This window comes from Actinosynnema sp. NPDC020468, assembly GCF_040642015.1.
Classification (GTDB): Bacteria; Actinomycetota; Actinomycetes; order Mycobacteriales; family Pseudonocardiaceae; genus Actinosynnema.
Window position 1 is genome coordinate 1 of the sequence record NZ_JBFAEO010000042.1, and the last position, 18745, is coordinate 18745.

Genomic DNA, 18745 nt, shown 5'->3' on the forward strand with positions numbered 1-18745 from the left:
TTGACCTGCTTTCCGTCCCCGTCGTTTTTGTGATCTCGGGTGGGGAACCGGCGGGGTTGGGGGCGTCTTTCGTCGTGGTAATCCCCGGCCTGCGTAACCCGGCCTGCCTATGGTCGGCCTGCGAGTGCCTGACCTGCGAGTGCCCGACCTGCACTCCGAACTCCGTGTGCCCGGTGTGCCTGGCATGCCTGGCGTGCGCGACATACCCGACCTACCCGATGTGCGCGGTCAGGCGGGGACGGGCTCGTGGTGGGTGGGGTTCAGGAGAGGTGGGGTGCTGGGGGCGTTCAGGATGTCGTCGTCGATCAGGTTCTCGGTCCTGGCCACCACGACCGGCACGGTGATCTGGCCCGCCACGTTGGTGGCGGTGCGGACCATGTCCAGGATCGGGTCGATGGCGTAGACGACGGCCACGCCCGCCGCGATGGCCTCCGGGGGGAGGTTCACCGCTCCCAGGGTCAGCGTCAGCATCGTGTACCAGCCCGTCGTGCCCGCCGTCGCCAGCGCGCCGAACACCGCGACCGCCACGATCGCGACGTACTGCCACGCGCCCAGCTGCACCCCGAACAGGTTGGCGATGAAGATCGTCGCCACGGCCGGGTACACCGCCGCGCAGCCGTCCATCTTCGTCGTCGTGCCCAGCGGCACGGCGAAGCTCGCGTAGTCGTTGTCCACGCCCAGGTTCGCCGCCGTCTGCCGGCTCAACGGCAGCGTCGCGCCCGAGCTCCGCGACACGAACGCGAACTGGATGGCCGTCCACGCCTTCGCGAAGAACGTCACCGGGCTGACCTTGCCGACCGTGCGCAGCAGGATCGGGTACACCACGAACAGCACCAGCAGCGACCCCGCGTACACCACGGCGATCAGCGAGAACAGCGGTCGCACGAACGAGTTGCCGTACGTCGCGAACGCGTTCCCGATCAACCCGAACACACCGATCGGCGCCAGCAGCACGATCCAGCCGACGATCTTCTGGATGATGTCGAACACCGACCGCGTCAACCGCACGAACGGCTCCGCCCGCTCACCGAGCGCGTAAGCCGCGAACCCCACCAGGATCGACACGAACACGACCTGGAGCACCTCGCCCTCGGTGAAGGCGCTGAACAGGTTCGACGGGATCAACGTGTCGAGCAGCGTGCTCCACGACCCGCCCGGCCGGTCGGCGAGCTTCTTCAGCACGCTCTCCGCGGGCGTCACCTGCACGCCGCGCCCCGGCTGGAAGATCGACGCCAGCGCCAACCCGATCACCGACGCGATGAACGACGTGATCGCGAACCACAGCAGGGTTTTGCCGCCGAGCCGGGCCGCCTTCGTGGAACCGAGGCGGCGCAGGCTGGTGATGCCCACGACGATCGCGGTGAACACCAGCGGGATGACGGTGAACTGCAACAGGCTGGTGAACGCGCCGCCGATCTCGGACAGCGTGGTCGCCAACCACTTCAGGCCGGCCGACTTGGCCAGGTACCCGGCCAGCGCGCCCAGCACGAGGGCGGCCAGGACGGTGATCCCGAACACCTTCGGTTTCGTGTATGTGCGGACGAAGGACACGTGCTTCTCCTAACGGGTGCAGGGAAGGGCAGACTGGTCACCCGGAGTGACAAGCTGCGTTCGTCCTGCGCCCGTAGTCGATGTGCCTGCGGCGCGTGAGCAGTTCGTTCATCGGCTCCCCCAACGCTTACTGCCTGTAGGGAGCTTCCCGGATCAGGTGAATTGTGACAACGACTACCACAGGTCGGACACGGACACGTCCACCCGGCCCAGCAGCCTCCGGGTCAGCGGCAGGCTGATCCCGATCACGCTGGACGGGTCGCCGTCGACGCCGTCCACGAACCACCCGCCGAGCCCGTCGAGCGTGAAGCCGCCCGCGACCTCGAGCGGTTCGCCGCTGTCCAGGTACGCCTCGAGCTCCGCCTCGCCGGGCGTGCCGAACCGGACCCGGGTCTCCTCGTGGCCGACCGCGCGCAGTTCGCGCCCGTCGACCTTCCGGATCACCGCGTGCCCGGTGAGCAGCACCCCGGTCGTGCCCGCCATCCGCCGCCACCGCTCGCGCGCGACGTCCTTCGAGTGCGGCTTGCCCTGCAACTGCCCGTCGGCGGTGAACAGCATCGAGTCGCACCCCACGACCACGGCGTCGTCCTCGTCCGCCGCCACCACCTCGGCCTTGGCCAGGGCGAGCGCCGTCACCACCGAGGCGGGCGGCACGTCGCCGAGCCGCGCCGTCACCGCGTCCTCGTCCACCCCGGACACCCGGACCACGGCCGACACCCCCGCGGCCGTCAGCACGGCCAACCGGGCGGGGGACTGGGAAGCCAACACGAATCGCACGCCCCGCACCCTAATTACCCCTGTCTCGAGGCGTACCGCCGGTGGGTGCGTAGTACTACCGATGTGGCCCCGGCGACCGCGCGGGACGCTCGTGGGGTGGAGCGCAGGGCCTTGGTGGTCCGCCGGGTCGAGGCCGGGCGGAACCGGCGGCGGTGGTGGTGGTGGTGCGGTGCGGTGGCGGCGGTGGTCGGCTGCGCCGCGGTGGTGGGGGTGGTCGAAACCGATCCCGTGGCCTACGGCGTGGACTTCTGGCCCATCGCCGGCCGGGACGACGTGGTCGAGGGCCGGGCCATGGGCGTGGTGGAGGACGCGGCCCGCTCGGTCGCCGACCTGAACCGGGTGCCGGACGTGGTGGCCTCGGACGGGGTCCAGGTCGCCGACGCGAAGGTCGACGCCGGCCAGGGCGCGGTGTGGATGGTGGTGCGGGTGCCGGTGCCCGGCGGCGTCCGGTGCCGGGCGGTGATGGTGCTCGGCAGCGGCGGGGTGCAGGTCAACAGCCGACGGGTCGAGTGCTGACCGGCTAGCGGGGCAGGGTCGAGGCCCGCCACGCGCCCGGACCGGGCCGGAGCACGCCGCGGACCGCGCGCGAGCGGTCCGACCAGGTCGAACGGGCGGTCGTCGCGGGTTCGACGGCACCGGTCGAGCCCACCGCGGCGACCACGGCGGTCAGCGCGGCGAGTTCGACATCGGTCGGGTTGCCCCGGACCACGCGCAGGTACGGCCTCTCCGACGCGGCGCTCACAGCGGGATGTTCCCGTGCTTCTTGGGCGGCAGGGCCTCGCGCTTGTCGCGCAGCACCGCCAGCGCCCGCGCCACGTGCGCGCGGGTGTGCGACGGCGGGATCACCGCGTCCACGTACCCGCGCTCGGCGGCCACGTACGGGTTGCACAGCGCGTCCTCGTACTCCTGCTGCAACCGCGCCCGCAGCGCGTCCACGTCCTCGCCCGCCGACACCGCGTTCGCCAACGTCTTGCGGTGCACGATGTTCGCCGCGCCCTGCGCGCCCATGACCGCGATCTGCGCCGTCGGCCACGCGAGGTTCACGTCCGCGCCGAGGTGCTTGGACCCCATCACGTCGTACGCGCCGCCGTAGGCCTTGCGGGTGATCACGGTGACCAGCGGGACGGTCGCCTCGGCGTAGGCGTAGATCAGCTTCGCGCCGCGCCGGATGATGCCGTTCCACTCCTGGTCGGTGCCCGGCAGGAAGCCCGGCACGTCCACGAACGTCAGCACCGGGACGTTGAACGCGTCGCAGGTGCGCACGAACCGCGCCGCCTTCTCCGAGGCGTCGATGTCCAGGCAGCCCGCGAAGTGCGACGGCTGGTTCGCCACCACGCCGACCGACTGGCCGGCGACCCGGCCGAACCCGACCAGGATGTTGGGCGCGAACAGCGGCTGGACCTCGAGGAACTCGCCGTCGTCGAGGACTCGGGTGATCACCTCGTGCATGTCGTACGGCTGGTTCGCCGAGTCCGGCACCAGCGTGTCGAGCTCCAGGTCCTCGGCCGTCACCGAGTCCTCGATCGAGCCGTGCAGGACGTCGTCGGGCGCGTCCAGGACCGGCGCCTCGGACAGGTTGTTCGGCGGCAGGTAGGACAGCAGCTCCTTGACGTAGGAGATCGCGTCGTCCTCGTCGGCGCCCAGGTAGTGCGCGTTGCCGGACTTGGTGTTGTGCGTGCGACCGCCGCCCAGCTCCTCGAAGCCGACGTCCTCGCCCGTCACGGTCCGGATCACGTCCGGGCCGGTGATGAACATGTGCGAGGTCTGGTCGACCATCACCACGAAGTCGGTCAGCGCGGGCGAGTACACGTGGCCGCCCGCGTTCGCGCCCATGATCAGCGAGATCTGCGGGATCACGCCGGACGCGGCCACGTTGCGGCGGAAGATCTCGCCGTAGAGGCCGAGCGAGACGACGCCCTCCTGGATGCGCGCGCCGCCACCCTCGTTGATGCCGACGATCGGCCGGCCGGTCTTGAGCGCCAGGTCCATGACCTTGACGATCTTCTCGCCGTAGACCTCGCCGAGCGAGCCGCCGAACACCGTGACGTCCTGGGAGAACACGCACACCGGACGGCCGTCGACGGTGCCGTGCCCGGCCACCACGCCGTCGCCGTACGGGCGGTTGCGCTCCTGGCCGAAGTTGGTCGAGCGGTGCCGCGCGAACGCGTCCAGCTCCACGAACGAGCCCGGGTCCAGCAGCAGGTCGATGCGCTCGCGGGCGGTCTTCTTGCCCTTCGCGTGCTGCTTCTCGACCATCCGCGCGGAGCCGGCGTGCACCGCCTCGTCGGTGCGTCGGCGCAGGTCGGCGAGCTTGCCGGCCGTGGTGTGGACGTCCGGTTCCTCGCCGATCGGTGCCGTCGCGCTGCTCATAGCGAGGCAGCTTAACCAGACCGGACCGATCCGGATCGGAACGAGTAGCCCAGGTCACTGGACGCGGAGTTGACCTCCACCGCGCTGGAGGTTGCAACCTTGCACCCGAGCGGCCCGTCCCGCGTCCACACCCGCTCCGACAGCGAGCGGGACGGGTCGCTCCTACGCTGCACGGCGTGACACTGGACGCAGCGAAGCTCCGCGGCCGGCTGCCCGGCTACCCGCGGGTGGACGTGGTGGCGAGCACCGGATCGACCAACACCGACCTCGCGACGGCCGCCCGGGACGGCGCGCCGGACCGCACCGCGCTGGTCGCGGGCGAGCAGACGGCCGGTCAGGGCAGGCGGGGGCGCGAATGGCGCTCGCCGGGCGGCGGCCTCTACGTGAGCGTGCTGTTCCGGCCGGTGGGCGTGCCGGCGGGCCGGATACCGTGGTTGACCCTGATCGCCGGGCTCGCGCTGGTCCGCACCGCGCGGTCGGTCGGCGTCGAGGCCGCGCTGAAGTGGCCCAACGACCTGCTGATCGGGGACGACAAGGCGGCCGGCGTGCTGGCCGAGATCGCCGCGCCCGAGGCCGTCGTGGTCGGCATGGGGCTCAACGTGGCCCGGCTGCCCGCCGACGTGCGGCCCGGTCCGGGCGGGTTGGCGCCGACGAGCCTCGCGGAGCACGCGGGCGAGGTGGACCGGGAGGACCTGGCCGTCACGCTGCTGACCGAGTTGGACGCGATCGAGTCCGACTGGCGGTACGGGCACGGCGTCGTGGACGAGGTGCGGGCGGAGTACGTGCGGCACTGCGCGACGATCGGCGCGCCGGTCCGGGTCGAGTTGGCCAAGGGCGCGCCGCTGCTCGGCACGGCCGTCGACGTCACCGCCGACGGCACGTTGCTGGTGCGTGACGAGTCGGGGAACGACCACGTGGTTTCCGCCGGGGACGTGGTGCACCTGCGAGTACGGTGATCCCGACACCAGCCGGTTTGGCGAAAGGTACCGCCGTGGCCTACCCGGACGACCTGCTCAGCCCGAGCGAGCACGTCGTTATCCACAAGCACCCGCACTGGAAGATGCTCCTCGTCCCGGTGCTGGTCTTCCTCGTCGTGGTGGCCGGCGGCACGTACGCCGCCGCGCTGCTCTCCGACCAGTCGTGGCACGCGATCGCCTGGATCGTGCTGGCCGCCGTCGGACTGGCCCTCGTCCTGTGGCTGACCCTCGCGCCCGTGGTGCGCTGGCGCACCACGCACTTCATCGTCACCAGCGACCGCGTCATGTACCGCGAGGGCGTGCTCAAGCGCACCGGCCTCGACATCCCGCTGACCCGGATCAACAGCGTCCGGTTCGAGCACAGCCTGCTCGACCGGGTCCTGGGCTGCGGCACCCTCGTGATCGAGTCCGCGTCCGACGAGCCGCTGGAGTTCGACGACATCCCGGGTGTCGAGCGGGTCCACTCGCTGCTCTACCGCGAGATCAACGACAACCCCGAGGACGACTTCCACCCGGAGGGCAGGGCGATCGATGAGCGCGCGTGAGAACGGCCTGCCGGACGTGGTGACAGCGCCGAACCTGCCGGACCGCGTCACGATCTGGGAGGTCGGCCCGCGCGACGGCCTCCAGAACGAGGACTCCGTCGTGCCGGTGGAGGTGAAGCTCGAGTTCCTCGACCGGCTCGCCGACGCCGGCCTCACCGTGCTGGAGGCGACGAGCTTCGTGCACCCCAGGTGGGTGCCGCAGCTGGCCGACGCCGAGCAGCTGCTGGCCGGACTGGCCAAGCGGCCCGGTGTGGCGTACCCGGTGCTGGTGCCCAACGAGCGCGGACTCGATCGGGCGCTCGCGGCGGGCGTCGAGCACATCGCGATCTTCGCCTCGGCGACGGCGACGTTCGCCAGCCGCAACCTCAACAACACCCTGGACGACCAGTTCGGCATGTTCGAGCCCGTGGTGTCCCGGGCCAAGGCCGAGGGTCTCGCGGTGCGCGGCTACGTGTCGATGTGCTTCGGCGACCCGTGGGAGGGCGCCGTCCCGCGCGACCAGGTGATCGGCGTCGGCAAGAGGTTGCTGGACATGGGCTGCGACCAGCTCTCGCTCGGCGACACGATCGGCGTCGCGACCCCCGGCCAGGTGACCGCCCTGCTCGCCGGCTTCGACGACGTCGACCGGCTGGCCGTGCACTTCCACGACACCTACGGCCAGGCGCTGGCCAACACGCTGGCCGCGCTCCAGGCGGGCGTGCGCACGGTCGACTCGTCGGCGGGCGGCCTCGGCGGCTGCCCCTACGCCGAGTCCGCGACCGGCAACCTCGCCACCGAGGACCTGGTGTGGATGCTCGACGGCCTGGGCGTCGAGCACGGCGTGGACCTGGACAGGCTGTGCGACACGAGCGCCTGGATGGCCGACCGCCTGGGCCGCCCCAGCCCGTCGCGGGTGGTGCGGGCGCTGCGCGGCTGACCGACACCCGCCGGGGCACGTGTCCCGGCGGGCTCGAACGCGAGCCGGACTCGGGGTAGCGGGCCGGCGCCGCGTCCGGAAACCGCCCTGCGGTGGGATTTCCCGGGCAGACGGGTGGGTCCCGCGGTGCTCGTGCGGCATCCGCCCGAACCCTTCGTCGCGACGACTCGCCCGAACGGTCCGCGGACGCGATTCGCCGCGGAATTCCGGTGGAGCGAGCGGGAACCGGGCCGGTCGTCGTAACGTCCAACGCGCGACCGACGACCCTGTGCGGCGACGGCGAAGACCGGAGGTGGCCGTGACGACCGATCACCGCGCCCAGGTGGACGAGCTGCTCGCCGATTACCGGCGCAGCCGCGACCAGCTGGCGTCCGTGCACCGCGACCTCGCGCGGATCAGCGCGTCGGCGACGAGCCCGGACGGTTCGGTGACCGCGGTCGTGGGTCCGCAGGGCGGGTTGACCGACCTGGAGCTGACCCCCGACGCGTACCGGATGCGGCCCGAGCAGCTGGCCCAGGTGATCGTGCGGGTCACCCAGGAGGCCGCGGCGAAGGCCGCCGAACGCGCCTACAAGACGCTGACACCGGTGCTGCCCGCGGGCACCGACCCGGCGGCGCTGGTCAAGGGCACCGCCGACCTGCGTCCCGAGGAGATCGCGCCGCCCGCGCCCACCCGGGCCCGTCCGGTCGACGACGAGGACTTCGAACAGCGCGACTGGCTGAACGTCGAGGCCACCCCGAGGAGATCGAGATGAGCGGCTTCCAGTCCGACCTCAACAGGCTCACCCAGGGCGCCGGCGACTTCGACGCGTTCGCCGGGCGCGCCGGGAGGATCACCACCGAGCTGAGCACCTCGCTCGACGCCCTCGGCGAGTGCTGGGGCGACGACGCGGTCGGGCGCAGTTTCGCCGCCGGGCACGTGAAGCCGGCCGCGGACGCGCTCGGCGGCCTCGACGCGGTGCACCGGGGCTTCGGCGGGGTGAGCCGCAGGTTCGCCGAGACCGAGCGCACCTACCGGGGTGTCGAAGAGGGCAACACCACCGCGTTCGGTCAGATCTGACACAGGGGGCCGTCATGGGGATCGAGCTGCCGGCGGAACTCGCCGAGGTCGCCGCGAAAGCAGGCGTGACGTGGCCGAAGGCCGATGAGGACAAGCTCCGCGCGTCCGCCGTGGCGTGGCGCGAGGCGGGCACCAAGCTCACCACGCTGGCCGGCGAGTCGGACGGGTCCGCGGGCAAGGCCTTGAACGCCATGCACGGCTCCACCGCCGACGCCGCGCGCGGCCACTGGAACACGTTCGTCGCGCCGGACGGCCACCTGACCCGCGCCGCGCGCGGCTGCGCCGCCGCCGCCGACCGGCTCGACCACGCGGCCACCCAGGTGGGCGCGACGAAGGTCGAGCTGGTGCGCGAGCTGGTCAACCTGGCCAAGAACTCCGACGCCGCGAACCAGGCGGCGTCCGCCGGGCACCCGAACGCCTTGCTGGGCTTGGAAACCGCGATCCGCGGCGCGGCGGCGAACGCCACCCACCTGACCGACACGCTGACGTCGTCGGTGCGGCTGGACAGCGGCCTCGACGTGGGCGGCGTGCGTCCGCCGGTCGACGCGAACCCCGGCGCGCACGGCCACCACGGCTCGGTCCTGCCGGTGCCGGCCGGTCAGCACGGGTCCGGCCTGCCCGTCCTCGGTGGGCACGGGTCCGGCCTGCCGGTGTTGGTCGGCGGTTCGCCGACCGGGCTGCCGGTGGTGGACGGAGTGGTCGGCGGTCACCACGACGGTGGCGTGCCGACCGGTCAGCACGACACCGGCCAGGGCAACGGCGGTCAGGCACCGGGGCACGGTCCGGCGCAGGGCAACGGCGGGCGCACGCCCGGCGGCGGCCTGCTCGACGGCCTGCTTCCCGGTCAGGACTCCGGGTCCGGCCAGGGGCAGGGCCACGGTCAGGGCCAAGGTCAAGGGCAGGGTCAGGGCCAAGGGCAGGGCCAGGCGCCGGGCGGCAAGGCGCCTGGTGGAGGGTTGCTCGACCCGTTGCTGGGCGGCGGTCACGACGGTGGTCGGGACAGCGGTCCGGGTGCCGGGCAGGACACCGGCCAGGGTTCGGGGCAGGGCTCCGGCTCGGGGTCCGGTCAGCAGAAGAGCGGTGGGCTGCCGCTGATCCCGGCCGTGGTGGGCTCGGCCGAGCAGGCCGTCGGGAACGTCACCCACCAGGTGGTGGACCGGGTCGGCGACCTCGGTGGTCAGCAGCCGCACCCGTCCGCGCCGCAGCCCCAGGTCGGGCCGCAGGTCGTGGACCCCGGGCTGCGGCACGACGTCACCGCGCCGACGCCGAACCTGGTCGACCGGCTCACCGGCGTCACCCCGCAGGTCGTGACCGGGCACGTGGAGCCCCTGGTGCCGCACGCCGACACCACGGCCGCGTCGTCGGCCGCCGTGCTGGACCGGCCGGTGCTCCCCGTCGAGACCGCGCACGCCGCGCCCGCCCCGGTGGCCACCCCGACGGCACCGAGCGCTCCCGCGTTCGGCAACCAGACCGCCGCGCCCTCGGCGCCGGTGTCCTCGGCGCCGAGCGTGTCGACGCCGTCGGTGACCCCGGCCCCGTCCGCGCCGGCCGCGGCGCCGGCCGCGCAGGCGCAGGCCCAGGCGCAGGCTCAGCAGGCGGCGGCCGCGCAGGGTGCCCGCGGGCCGGAAAGCGTTGCGGGACAACGCACCGACGCGCCGCGCGGTGGTGCGCCGCTGCCCGGGACGCAGTCCGGTACCCCGGCCGGTTCGCCGACCGGCGGTCAGCCCGGCTCGTCGGGCCAGGGCGTGGCGTCCGGGCAGGGCCAGTCCGCCGGTCAGTCGTCCGGTCAGCCGTCCGGGCAGAACCCCGCCGGGCAGAACTCCGGCCAGCAGTCGTCGGGGCAGCAGTCGAGCCAGCAGCCGGGCCAGCCGGCCAAGGACGCGGGCGCACCGGGCAAGGACGCAGGCGCGCAGGCCAAGGAGGCCGTGCCCACCAAGGACGCCGCGGCGGCCAAGGACGCGAAGGCCAAGCAGGACGGCGTCTACGGGTTCGCGGTGCTGCCGCTGGGTTCCGGTGGTCGGGACACCCTGGTCAGGGACGGCCACCAGGTCGTCGGGCCGCTGATGTCCGGTCCGACCTCCGCCGTGGTGCCGACCGAGGTCGTTGACCGGGCGCCGGTGCGCGCCGCGTCGACCGCGCGGCCCTCGGACGAGACGACGGCGCTGTTCCTGATCGGCATGTTCCCCGGCGGCACGCTGCCCGAGCCCGCGTCCGCGCCGGCCCGCCAGCTGCCGCCCCGGTCGGCGGAGGAGGACTTCGCGGCCGGGTTGCGGTTCGAGCCGCAGGGTCACCCCGAGGGCGCGCTGGTCGACGCCTCCGCCGCCGAACGGCCCCGCTACCGGCACGGCGCGGGCGGCGACCCGGCCGCGCTGCTCGCCGGGTACGACCCGCAGGCGGGCATGCACGAGCGCGACTGGGACCGCCGGTTCCTGGTGCGGGAGAACCCGCCCGCCTACGCCTACCCGCCCGCCGAGATGTTCCCCGAGGGCGGTTACGAGGCCGGTCAGCCGGGCGTGCTGGGCGCGGGCACCGAGATCGACCGGTTCGGCGGCCCGGAGGGTCGGGTGCTGTCCGAGGCGGGCACCGCGTTCACCGCGCGCTCGCTGCCGCCGGCGCTGGCGTCGGCCGGCTACCACCGCTACCGCGTGGTCCGCGACCTGCCGGTGTGGTTCACGCTGTCCGCCGAGTGGTTCGGCCAGGCCGGTGGCGGCGTGCGCTACCGCACGACGTACCCGGTGGCCGAGCTGGTCGTGCTGGGCTACCTGGAGGAGATCCGTTGAACACCGAGTCGATCCAGGGGTGGCTGCTCGCCGTCGGCGTGCCGGCGGAGGTGGTGTCGTTCAACGAGGAGGTCGACAACACCTGGTGCCTGCGCGCGGACGCCGAGGGCTTCGAGGTCTTCTGGCTGGAGCAGGGCAACCGCTACGACTGGGCCAGGTTCACCAGCGAGGACGTGGCGTGCCACTACCTCTTCGGCCGCCTGGTCTGGTCGCAGGTGGTGCGCGGCGTGGTGGGCGTCCTGCCGACCGCGCCCGCCACCCCGGACCCGGCCACCGCGCCGCTCCCGGTCCCGACCGCCCCGACCCCGGAACTGGCGCCGGACCCGCTGGCCGTGCGACCGAACCAGGCGCCCGACCCGTCGGCCGTGCGACCGACCGCCGGACTTCCGGGTCGGGCCACGCAGCGCAGCGCGCCGCCCGGATCCTCGGGCCAGGTACCGGATTCGTCGGGCGCGGCGGCCGGACTTCCCGGCCGGGCACCGGATTCGCCGGTCGGGCAGCCGAGCGCTGTCGCCGGGGTCCCGGCCCAGGCGACCGATCCCGCGGCGCCCGCGCCGAAGTAGCCGCGGCTAGCGCGGGGTGACGTCCGGGCGCCAGGTCACGCCCACCACGTCCTCCGCCTTCGGCACGGGGAGGAAGACGGCGAAGGTCGCGGGGCGGGCGGCGGAGAGTTCCAGCCGGCCGCCGTCGGCGTCCACCAGGGCGCGGGCCAGGGCCAGACCCACGCCCGTCGAGCCGCCGCCCGACACGCCGCGTTCGAAGATGTGCCCGGCGAGTTCGTCCGGCACGCCCGAACCGGCGTCCGCGACCTCCACCACGACCGTGCCCTCGTCGCTGCGGGCCGACACGACCACCTGGCCCTCGCCGTGCCGGGCCGCGTTGTCCAGCAGCACCCCGATCGCCTCGCGCAACCGGGCGGGCGTCGCCCTGGCGAGCAGACCCTCCGGCACCCGGACCCGGATCGACCGGCCCTGGCTGCGCAGCGGTTCGCGCCACTCCTCGGCGATCGAGGTCAGCTCCACGGCCAGGTCCAGCGGTTCCGCGCCGACCGCACGGGCCGCGCGGGCCGCCGCCAGCAGTTCGTTCAGCACCTCGGCCAGGCGCTCGGCCTGCTCCAGCGCGGCACGGGCCTCGGCCGCGGTTTCCGGTTCGGGGTGCTCGGCCAGCGCCTCCAACCGCAGCTGCAACGCCGTCAGCCGGGACCTCAGCTGGTGCGACACGTCGCCCACCAGCTCCCGCTCCCGCTGCACGAGCTGCGCCAGCGCGCCCGCCGACCGGTCGAGCGCGTCCGCGACCAGGTCCAGCTCGGGCACGCCGTGCCGCCGCTCGTCGTGCCGGAAGTCGCCCGCGCCCAACCGCGCCGACCGCGCCGCCACGTGCCGCAGCGGACGGGCCAGCTTGCGCGCCGTCACGGTCGCCACGATCGTCCCGGTGCCCACCGACAGCGCGATCAGCAGCACCACCAGCGCCGCGACCTGGTACTGCGAGGTCCGCATGGGCGCCGACGACACCTCCAGCCGCACGGTGCCCTGCTGCGCGATCGGCACCTCCACCGACAGCGCGTCCTCGCCGGGCGACTGGCCGAGCTCGTGCGTGCCGTCCGCCGCCGTCACGACCAGGTGCCCGCCCACCGGCACACCCACCTCGACCGGGTCGAGGTCGATGGCCTGGCCGCCCGCGATCTGGTCGTCGATCGACGCCGCGATCCGCTGCGCGCGGGACGCCAGGTCGCCGCGCGCGCCGTCGTCCACCAGCCGCAGCGCCGCGTACCCCAGCGGGATGCCGAGGACGAACCCCGTGACGGCCACCGCGAGCAGGATGGCGCGCAGGATCCGGGAGCGCATCAGTCCGCGGTGTTGAAGCGGAAGCCGACGCCGCGCACCGTCGCGATGCGGCGTTCGACCGAGCGCACGTCGCCGAGCTTGCGGCGCAACCAGGACATGTGCATGTCCAACGTCTTGCTGCTCTTGAGCTCCGGGTCGTTCCACACCTCGGACAGGATCTCGTCCCGGTTCACCACCTGGCCCGCCCGTTGGATCAGCACGCGCAGCAGCTCGAACTCCTTGTTCGCCAACTGCACCTCCTGGCCGTCGACGGTGACCCGGCGCGCCGCGAGGTCCATCCGGACGCCGTTCACCTCCAGCGTGCCGGGTGCGCGGCGGCGCAGCAGGGCGCGGATCCGGGCCATCAGCTCGGCCAGCCGGAACGGCTTGGCCACGTAGTCGTCCGCGCCGGCGTCCAGCCCGACCACGAAGTCCACCTCGTCGGACCGGGCGGTCAGCATCAGCACGGGCACGCCGCGCCCGCCCGCGCGCAACCGCCGGCACACCTCCAGCCCGTCCATGCCGGGCAGCCCGAGGTCGAGCACGAGGAGGTCGATCCCTCCGTGCGCGGTGGCTTCGAGCGCGCCGGGGCCGTCACCGACCACCTGCACCTGGTAGCCCTCGCGCTGCAACGCGCGCGACAGCGGCTCCGCGATCGCCGGATCGTCCTCGGCCAGCAACACCACGCTCACGGGACCCAGCGTAGGCGTGGCACGATCCCCGCGTGTCCACGCCTGACCTCTCGCTCGCACTCCGCCTCGCCGACGCCGCCGACGCGATCACCACGGCCCGCTTCCTGGCCCGTGATCTCCGCGTCGAGCGCAAGCCCGACCGGACCCCCGTGACCGACGCCGACGTGGCCGTCGAGGACGCCATCCGGGCCGTGCTGGCAGCCGAACGCCCCGCCGACGAGGTCGCGGGCGAGGAGCGCGGCGGCACCGTCGGCGCAGGTAGGACGTGGGTCCTCGACCCGATCGACGGCACCAAGAACTTCCTGCGCGGCGTTCCGGTGTGGGCGACGCTGATCGCCCTGGTGGTCGACGGCACGCCGGTCGTCGGCGCGGTGAGCGCGCCCGCGCTCGGTCGCCGGTGGTGGGCCGCGAGCGGTGAGGGCGCGTTCACGTCCGACCCGAACGGCACGCGCCGGATCACCGTGTCGGGTGTGCACGAATTGGGTGATGCGTACCTTTCGACCACCCACCTGGGCTCGTGGGTCGAGCACCACTCGCGCGAGGCGTACCTGAAACTGGCCGACGCGGTGTGGGAGAACCGGGCGTTCGGCGACTTCTGGCAGCACTGCCTGGTCGCCGAGGGCGCGATCGACCTGGCCGCCGAGGCCATCGTGAACCCGTGGGACGTCGCGCCGTTCCAGGTGCTGGTGACCGAGGCGGGCGGCCGGTTCACCGACCTCGCGGGCGCGCCCCGGTTCGACGGCGGCAACGCGCTGTCCAGCAACGGCGTCCTGCACGACGAGGCCCTGGCCCTGCTGCGCGGTTAAGGGTTTGCCGGTCCCGGGATGATCGGGCCGTACGGATACCGCTGAACGCCCACCCGGTGCGCGGCCCCGGGCTGCTGCGCCGGGTGCTCGTGCCGAGCGCCGTGCTGCGGTCCACGTGGGTGCTGTCCACCGGGTTGCGCGACTACGGCCACCTCACCGCCGACCGCGCGGACCTGCTGCGGATCGGCGCCTGCGCCCGGTTGGCCGCGATCAGCCCGCACAGCGCGGTGCACGTCCCGCTGCGCGGCAACCCGGTGCCGGGCGAGCTCACCGGCTGGTTCGCCGACTGGCCGCCCGCCGACCTGCTGTTCGTGCGCGAGGACGTCGGGTTCCGGCCGTCCGCCTGGCCGACCGTGCGCACCGGGACGCGCCGCCGACCGCGGGCCGCCCGGGCGCACACCGCGCGCACCCCGCCCGCGCGGGAACCCGGGCGTCGGGAGTGGTCGGCACCTCTGGTGCGACTGGCCGAGCACGGCGGCACGCTCGTGGTGTCCTCGTCCGCGAGCGGCCTGCACGAGGTGGCGGACCTGATCACGGCGGCGGGCGAGGCGGTCGCGACGGCGCGGGACGTGCACCGGCACGGGCACGCGGTGCTCGCCTCGCTCACCCCGGTCCTGGACGACCGGCACGGGTTCCGCGAGTTCGACGTCTACGGCCTCGACCCGATCTTCCACAGGAGCCGCTGGGCGAAGGTCAGGAATGCCCGAGGGCTTCCTCGTCGTCCGGCGAGTCGTACGAGCGGGTGACCTTGCGCGGGCGGGCGTCGGCCTCCGGGAAGACCCACTTCTTGTAGCCGTACCAGCGGAAGGCCATCGCGATCAGGGTGCCGACGATCTGCGCGCTCACGAAGTCGGAGATCTCCTCGCCGAGCCGGCTGATGTGCGGCTCCTGGAGGTCGAGCAGGTAGCGCGACACGCCGAGCGGCAGCGAGTTCAGGGCGATGCCGATGCCGTTGACCAGGAAGAACAGCGCGGCCTCGTGGTGGCGTTCGCGGCCGCCCCTGGTCTTGAACGACCACTCGCGGTTCAGCACGTACGACACGATCGTGGCGACCAGGGTCGCGATCACCTTCGCGGTCACCGGCTTCTCGCTGAGCACGGTCGTCTTCAGCACGAAGAAGATGACCGTGTCGATCACGAAGCAGACGCCGCCGACCAGCGCGAACTTGAGCAGCTCTCTGTGCTTGAGGGCCAGCGAGCGCAGTGGTTCGGGCAGGCGCGCGACGACGTTCTCGACTGCGGACACCCCGGCAGTGTACGGAGAACGGGCGTGAAAGCCCTGTTCAGGCGACTTCGCGCTGGTCGGTGACGATCGGCACCACGGTCCGGTCCGGACGCGCGTCGGCCTGCGGGAACACGTACCGGCGCATCGCCCAGTACTTGAACGCGGTGGCCAGCAGCATGCCGATCACCGAGCCGCTGGCGAAGTCCGCGATCTCGTTGTGCAGGTCGAACACGTGCCGCGAGACGTACAGCGGCAGCAGGTTCACGCCGATGCCCAGGCCGCTGACCACGAAGAACAGCGCGGCCTCGTGGTGGCGCTCGCGACCGCCCCTGGTGTGGAACGACCACTCCCGGCTCAGCACGTAGGAGGCGATCACCGCGACCAGCACCGCGATGAACTTGGCCGTCACGACCTTGTCCTGGAGCACGGTCAGCTTGAGCGCGTACCAGACGCCGTTGTCGATCAGGAACGTCGTGCCGCCGACGACGGCGAACCTGATCAGCTCGCGGTGCTTGTGCACGAGGAAGCGGACCGGTTCCGGGAGGCGGCTCAGCAGCTTGCGCGCGAGGGGCAGCACGTCGGTCACCCTATCCACGGGTGACCGACGTGATCACGAAGGGGTGGCGCAGAAGGGTGGCAGCAGCCCGCCGAGCACCGGCGGCCACCACGTCTCGCAGGTCGGGGTGGTGGCCGGTGGCGTCGTGGTCTGCGGCGGGCTCGACGGCGGCGTGGTCGTGGTCGACGGCGGCGTGGTGGACGTCGGCTCCGGGGTCGACATCCGGGTCGGCGTCGTCGTGGTGGTCGGCGCCGGCTCGCTGGGCGGCGTCGTCGTGGTGGGGACCGTCGTCGGCGGTTCCGTCGTCGTCGGTGGCGTGGTCGGCGTGGTGGACGGCGGTTCGGTCGGCTTGTCGGGGCGGCCGTCGATGACCACCTCGACCGACTTCGTCGCGGTGCCCACCGTCGCCGTCACGGTGACCTTGCCGCCGATCAGCGGCAGCGCGACCGCCCACGCCGACGTGCGGTAGCTCGCGCCGCGCTCCAACGTCGTCTCGCACACGATCACGTGGTCGTCCCGCTTGCAGCCCTGGAACAGCGACAGCAGGACCACGTTCTCGTCCGCGGCCAGCGTCAGCCGCACGGGCGCGGAGCGGCCGCCGGTGTTGGTGACCGTGATGTCCAACCTGGGGTCCCAGAACACCTCGTCGTACCGGTCGACCACGAGCGTCAGCGAGTCCTCGGCCGGAGTCACGGCCACCTCGACCTCGATGTCGACCCGCACGGCCTCGCCCGCACCGACCGTGCCGGTGATCACGCCGGGTCCCGCGGTGTCGTCGGCGACCAGCCGGAACAGGAACGTGGCGGTGCCGTTCGGCGCGACGCCCAGCGTGGTGGCGCAGGTGATCGTGCCCTCGCCCGCGCCGCAGCCGACGGTCTGCTCCGGCGAGCCGCCGTCGGGTTGCAGCAGGCCCGCTCCGAGCAGCCGGTCCCCGGCGCCGACCGCGCGCACGCCCGGCGGCAGCACCAGGGTGGCGGTCGCGGGCTGCGAGGCCACCTCGCCGGTGTTGAGCACGGTGATCGGCAGGTCGAGCGGCGCGGCGCCGGGCGTCAGCGTGTACCCGGCGGGCACCGTCGGCACGAACACCGGCGGCTTCGGGTCCGGCTTGGGCGGCGTCGTGGTGGTCGTCGGCACCGTCGTGGTGACGGTCGTCGTCGTGGGCTCGGTCGTGGACTGGGTGGTCGTGGGCTGGGTGGTCGTGGGCTGGGTGGTCGTCGGCTGGGTCGTCGTGGGCTGGGTGGTGGTGGGCTGGGTCGTGGTCGGCTCGGTGGTGGTCGGAGTCGTCGTGGTGGTGATCGTCGTCGGCGCCGTGGTCGACTCGGTCGTCGTCGGCGCGGTCGTGGTGGGCGCGGTCGTGGTGACCGGCGCGGTCGTGGTGGCGGGCGCGTCGGTCAGGCTCGCGCCGCCGGGCGAGTCGGGCGCGCCGGTGGGCGACTCGGAGGTGGGCGCGGTCGCCGACGGGGGCGAGGTCTGGGTGGCGGCCGGCGGCAGCGTCGGCACCCGCTGACCGGGCGCGGTCGCCGTCGGGCCGGCCGCGGCCGTCTGCGCCGCCGGGATCTCCTGGTCGCCGCCGCCGGAGGCCATGCCGACCGCGACCGCCACCACGAGCGCCGCCGCCGACGCCGCGGTCACCACGAGCTGGCGGGGCGCGGAGGTCAGCACGGTCGCCAGACCACCCTTGGCGCCGGCCGCGCCCGCCTTGGCCGCGGCCGCTCCCGCGACACCGGCCTGCACCGCGCCCGCCGCCACGACGGCGCCCTTCGCGGCGGTCGCGGTGGTGGCCAGGTAGCCCGCCGCGCCGGCGCCGAGCACCAGCGGCGCCACGACCGCGCGCAGCGCGCCGTTCACATCGGCCAGTTCGGCGGCCAGCAGCCGGCAGTCGGCGCACTCGTCCAGGTGCGCCTCGACCTGGGTGGTCTCGCGCTTGGACAGGCCGCCGCGGGTCCACGCGCCGAGCTTGTCGACCGTGGCGCGGCAGCGGTCCTGGGTGTTCTCGGCGAGGTGCACCTGGAGGTAGGCCTGCTTGAGGCCCTCGCGGGCGCGGTAGGCCAGCGCCGACACGCCGTTCGCGGTGAGACCCAGGATCGGCGCGACCTCGGCGGGCGACTGGCCCTCGATCTCGGTGTGCCACAGCACGGTCTGCCAGCGTTCGGGCAGCCGGGCGAACGCCTTCGCGGCGAGCGAGCGCTCGAGCCCCGCGACCGCGGTGTCCTTGAACGGCACGCTGGTCGCCTCGGGCGCGACCTCGGAGACGTCCTCCGACAGCTCGACCTTCTTGTCCCGCCGGGTCTTGTCGTAGGCCGTGTGGCGCAACGCGGTCAGCAGGTAGGCGCGGAAGGCGGCGTCGGGCCCGCGGCCCGCGCGCAACGTGTCGAGGACCTTCGCGAACGCGTCGGACACCAGGTCGTCGGCCTCGGCCTGGGACCGCGCCAACTGCCGCGCCAGGTTGTGGGCCGCACCCACGTGGCGCTGGTAGAGCTGCCCGTAGGCCTCGATGTCCCCGCCGCGAACGGACTCGATGAGTTCCGCGTCGCTCGGTCCCTGGACGTCGGCAGGAACGGTCGCCACGTGATTTCCCTCCCTCGCGCGGAACAGTCTGGCCTACCGGGTCCTCGACCGTCATCCCGAGCCCCCCGACTGTGTCCGGGTTTCAACGTCATGGACGAGCG

Annotated in this window: 18 protein-coding genes and 1 pseudogene; 10 read left to right on the plus strand and 9 right to left on the minus strand. The window is 73.4% G+C overall.

The window, feature by feature from the left end:
- Positions 1-228: 228 nt before the first annotated feature.
- Complete coding sequence (locus AB0G50_RS26425; protein WP_360113312.1) at positions 229-1551, minus strand: dicarboxylate/amino acid:cation symporter; 1323 nt, start codon at positions 1549-1551, stop codon at positions 229-231.
- A 174-nt stretch (positions 1552-1725) separates the two neighbouring features.
- The gene (locus AB0G50_RS26430; protein ID WP_360113314.1) at positions 1726-2328 is read right to left on the minus strand and encodes a Maf family protein; all 603 of its coding nucleotides are present in this window, start codon (positions 2326-2328) and stop codon (positions 1726-1728) included.
- 96 nt (positions 2329-2424) lie between these two features.
- On the opposite strand from AB0G50_RS26430, the gene AB0G50_RS26435 reads away from it, so the two are divergent.
- Entirely contained in the window at positions 2425-2844 is a 420-nt protein-coding gene (locus tag AB0G50_RS26435) for a hypothetical protein (protein WP_360113316.1), read from the plus strand.
- Positions 2845-2848: 4 nt separating this feature from the next.
- On the opposite strand, the gene AB0G50_RS26440 is transcribed toward AB0G50_RS26435, so the two are convergent.
- Positions 2849-3070, minus strand: a complete 222-nt coding sequence (locus AB0G50_RS26440) for an acyl-CoA carboxylase subunit epsilon (protein WP_360113318.1) — start codon at positions 3068-3070, stop codon at positions 2849-2851.
- Entirely contained in the window at positions 3067-4698 is a 1632-nt protein-coding gene (locus AB0G50_RS26445; RefSeq protein ID WP_360113320.1) for an acyl-CoA carboxylase subunit beta, read from the minus strand. Before AB0G50_RS26445 ends, AB0G50_RS26440 begins: the two co-directional genes overlap by 4 nt.
- Before the next feature lie 176 nt (positions 4699-4874).
- On the opposite strand from AB0G50_RS26445, the gene AB0G50_RS26450 reads away from it, so the two are divergent.
- The 7 genes and pseudogenes from AB0G50_RS26450 to AB0G50_RS26480 all read left to right on the plus strand — a co-directional run.
- Positions 4875-5654, plus strand: coding sequence for a biotin--[acetyl-CoA-carboxylase] ligase (locus AB0G50_RS26450; protein WP_360113322.1), 780 nt, complete (start codon positions 4875-4877; stop codon positions 5652-5654).
- Positions 5655-5689: 35 nt separating this feature from the next.
- On the plus strand, positions 5690-6220 hold the full coding sequence (locus AB0G50_RS26455; protein ID WP_360113324.1) for a PH domain-containing protein: 531 nt from the start codon (positions 5690-5692) through the stop codon (positions 6218-6220).
- The gene (locus tag AB0G50_RS26460) at positions 6207-7136 is read left to right on the plus strand and encodes a hydroxymethylglutaryl-CoA lyase (protein WP_360113326.1); all 930 of its coding nucleotides are present in this window, start codon (positions 6207-6209) and stop codon (positions 7134-7136) included. Before AB0G50_RS26455 ends, AB0G50_RS26460 begins: the two co-directional genes overlap by 14 nt.
- 298 nt (positions 7137-7434) lie before the next feature.
- Positions 7435-7890: a YbaB/EbfC family nucleoid-associated protein gene (locus AB0G50_RS26465; RefSeq protein WP_360113328.1), complete on the plus strand. Its 456-nt coding sequence runs from the start codon at positions 7435-7437 to the stop codon at positions 7888-7890.
- Complete coding sequence (locus tag AB0G50_RS26470; protein ID WP_360113330.1) at positions 7887-8195, plus strand: hypothetical protein; 309 nt, start codon at positions 7887-7889, stop codon at positions 8193-8195. Before AB0G50_RS26465 ends, AB0G50_RS26470 begins: the two co-directional genes overlap by 4 nt.
- A gap of 14 nt (positions 8196-8209) precedes the next feature.
- A complete protein-coding gene (locus AB0G50_RS26475) occupies positions 8210-10975 on the plus strand; it encodes a glycohydrolase toxin TNT-related protein (RefSeq protein ID WP_360113332.1) in 2766 nt (921 codons plus the stop codon).
- Positions 10972-11226, plus strand: a pseudogene (locus tag AB0G50_RS26480) (hypothetical protein); the annotation flags it as partial. The gene AB0G50_RS26475 and the pseudogene AB0G50_RS26480, both read left to right, overlap by 4 nt.
- A 318-nt stretch (positions 11227-11544) precedes the next feature.
- Here the strand turns inward: AB0G50_RS26480 and AB0G50_RS26485 are convergent.
- The gene (locus tag AB0G50_RS26485) at positions 11545-12819 is read right to left on the minus strand and encodes an ATP-binding protein (protein ID WP_360113334.1); all 1275 of its coding nucleotides are present in this window, start codon (positions 12817-12819) and stop codon (positions 11545-11547) included.
- Positions 12819-13484, minus strand: a complete 666-nt coding sequence (locus tag AB0G50_RS26490) for a response regulator transcription factor (RefSeq protein WP_360113440.1) — start codon at positions 13482-13484, stop codon at positions 12819-12821. The genes AB0G50_RS26485 and AB0G50_RS26490 overlap by 1 nt, the downstream gene beginning before the upstream one ends.
- A 38-nt stretch (positions 13485-13522) precedes the next feature.
- On the opposite strand from AB0G50_RS26490, the gene hisN reads away from it, so the two are divergent.
- Together hisN and AB0G50_RS26500 are read left to right on the plus strand one after the other, a co-directional pair.
- Positions 13523-14296, plus strand: a complete 774-nt coding sequence (hisN, locus tag AB0G50_RS26495; protein WP_360113336.1) for a histidinol-phosphatase — start codon at positions 13523-13525, stop codon at positions 14294-14296.
- 56 nt (positions 14297-14352) lie between these two features.
- Positions 14353-15042: a hypothetical protein gene (locus AB0G50_RS26500; protein ID WP_360113338.1), complete on the plus strand. Its 690-nt coding sequence runs from the start codon at positions 14353-14355 to the stop codon at positions 15040-15042.
- Here the strand turns inward: AB0G50_RS26500 and AB0G50_RS26505 are convergent.
- From AB0G50_RS26505 to AB0G50_RS26515, 3 genes are read right to left on the minus strand one after another with little or no spacing between them, the layout of a single operon-like run.
- On the minus strand, positions 14990-15541 hold the full coding sequence (locus AB0G50_RS26505; protein ID WP_360113340.1) for a GtrA family protein: 552 nt from the start codon (positions 15539-15541) through the stop codon (positions 14990-14992). The two genes, AB0G50_RS26500 and AB0G50_RS26505, sit on opposite strands and share 53 nt — an antisense overlap.
- Before the next feature lie 37 nt (positions 15542-15578).
- Positions 15579-16106: a GtrA family protein gene (locus AB0G50_RS26510; RefSeq protein ID WP_360113342.1), complete on the minus strand. Its 528-nt coding sequence runs from the start codon at positions 16104-16106 to the stop codon at positions 15579-15581.
- Positions 16107-16130: 24 nt separating this feature from the next.
- A complete protein-coding gene (locus tag AB0G50_RS26515; RefSeq protein ID WP_360113344.1) occupies positions 16131-18644 on the minus strand; it encodes a sigma-70 family RNA polymerase sigma factor in 2514 nt (837 codons plus the stop codon).
- Positions 18645-18745: the final 101 nt, after the last annotated feature.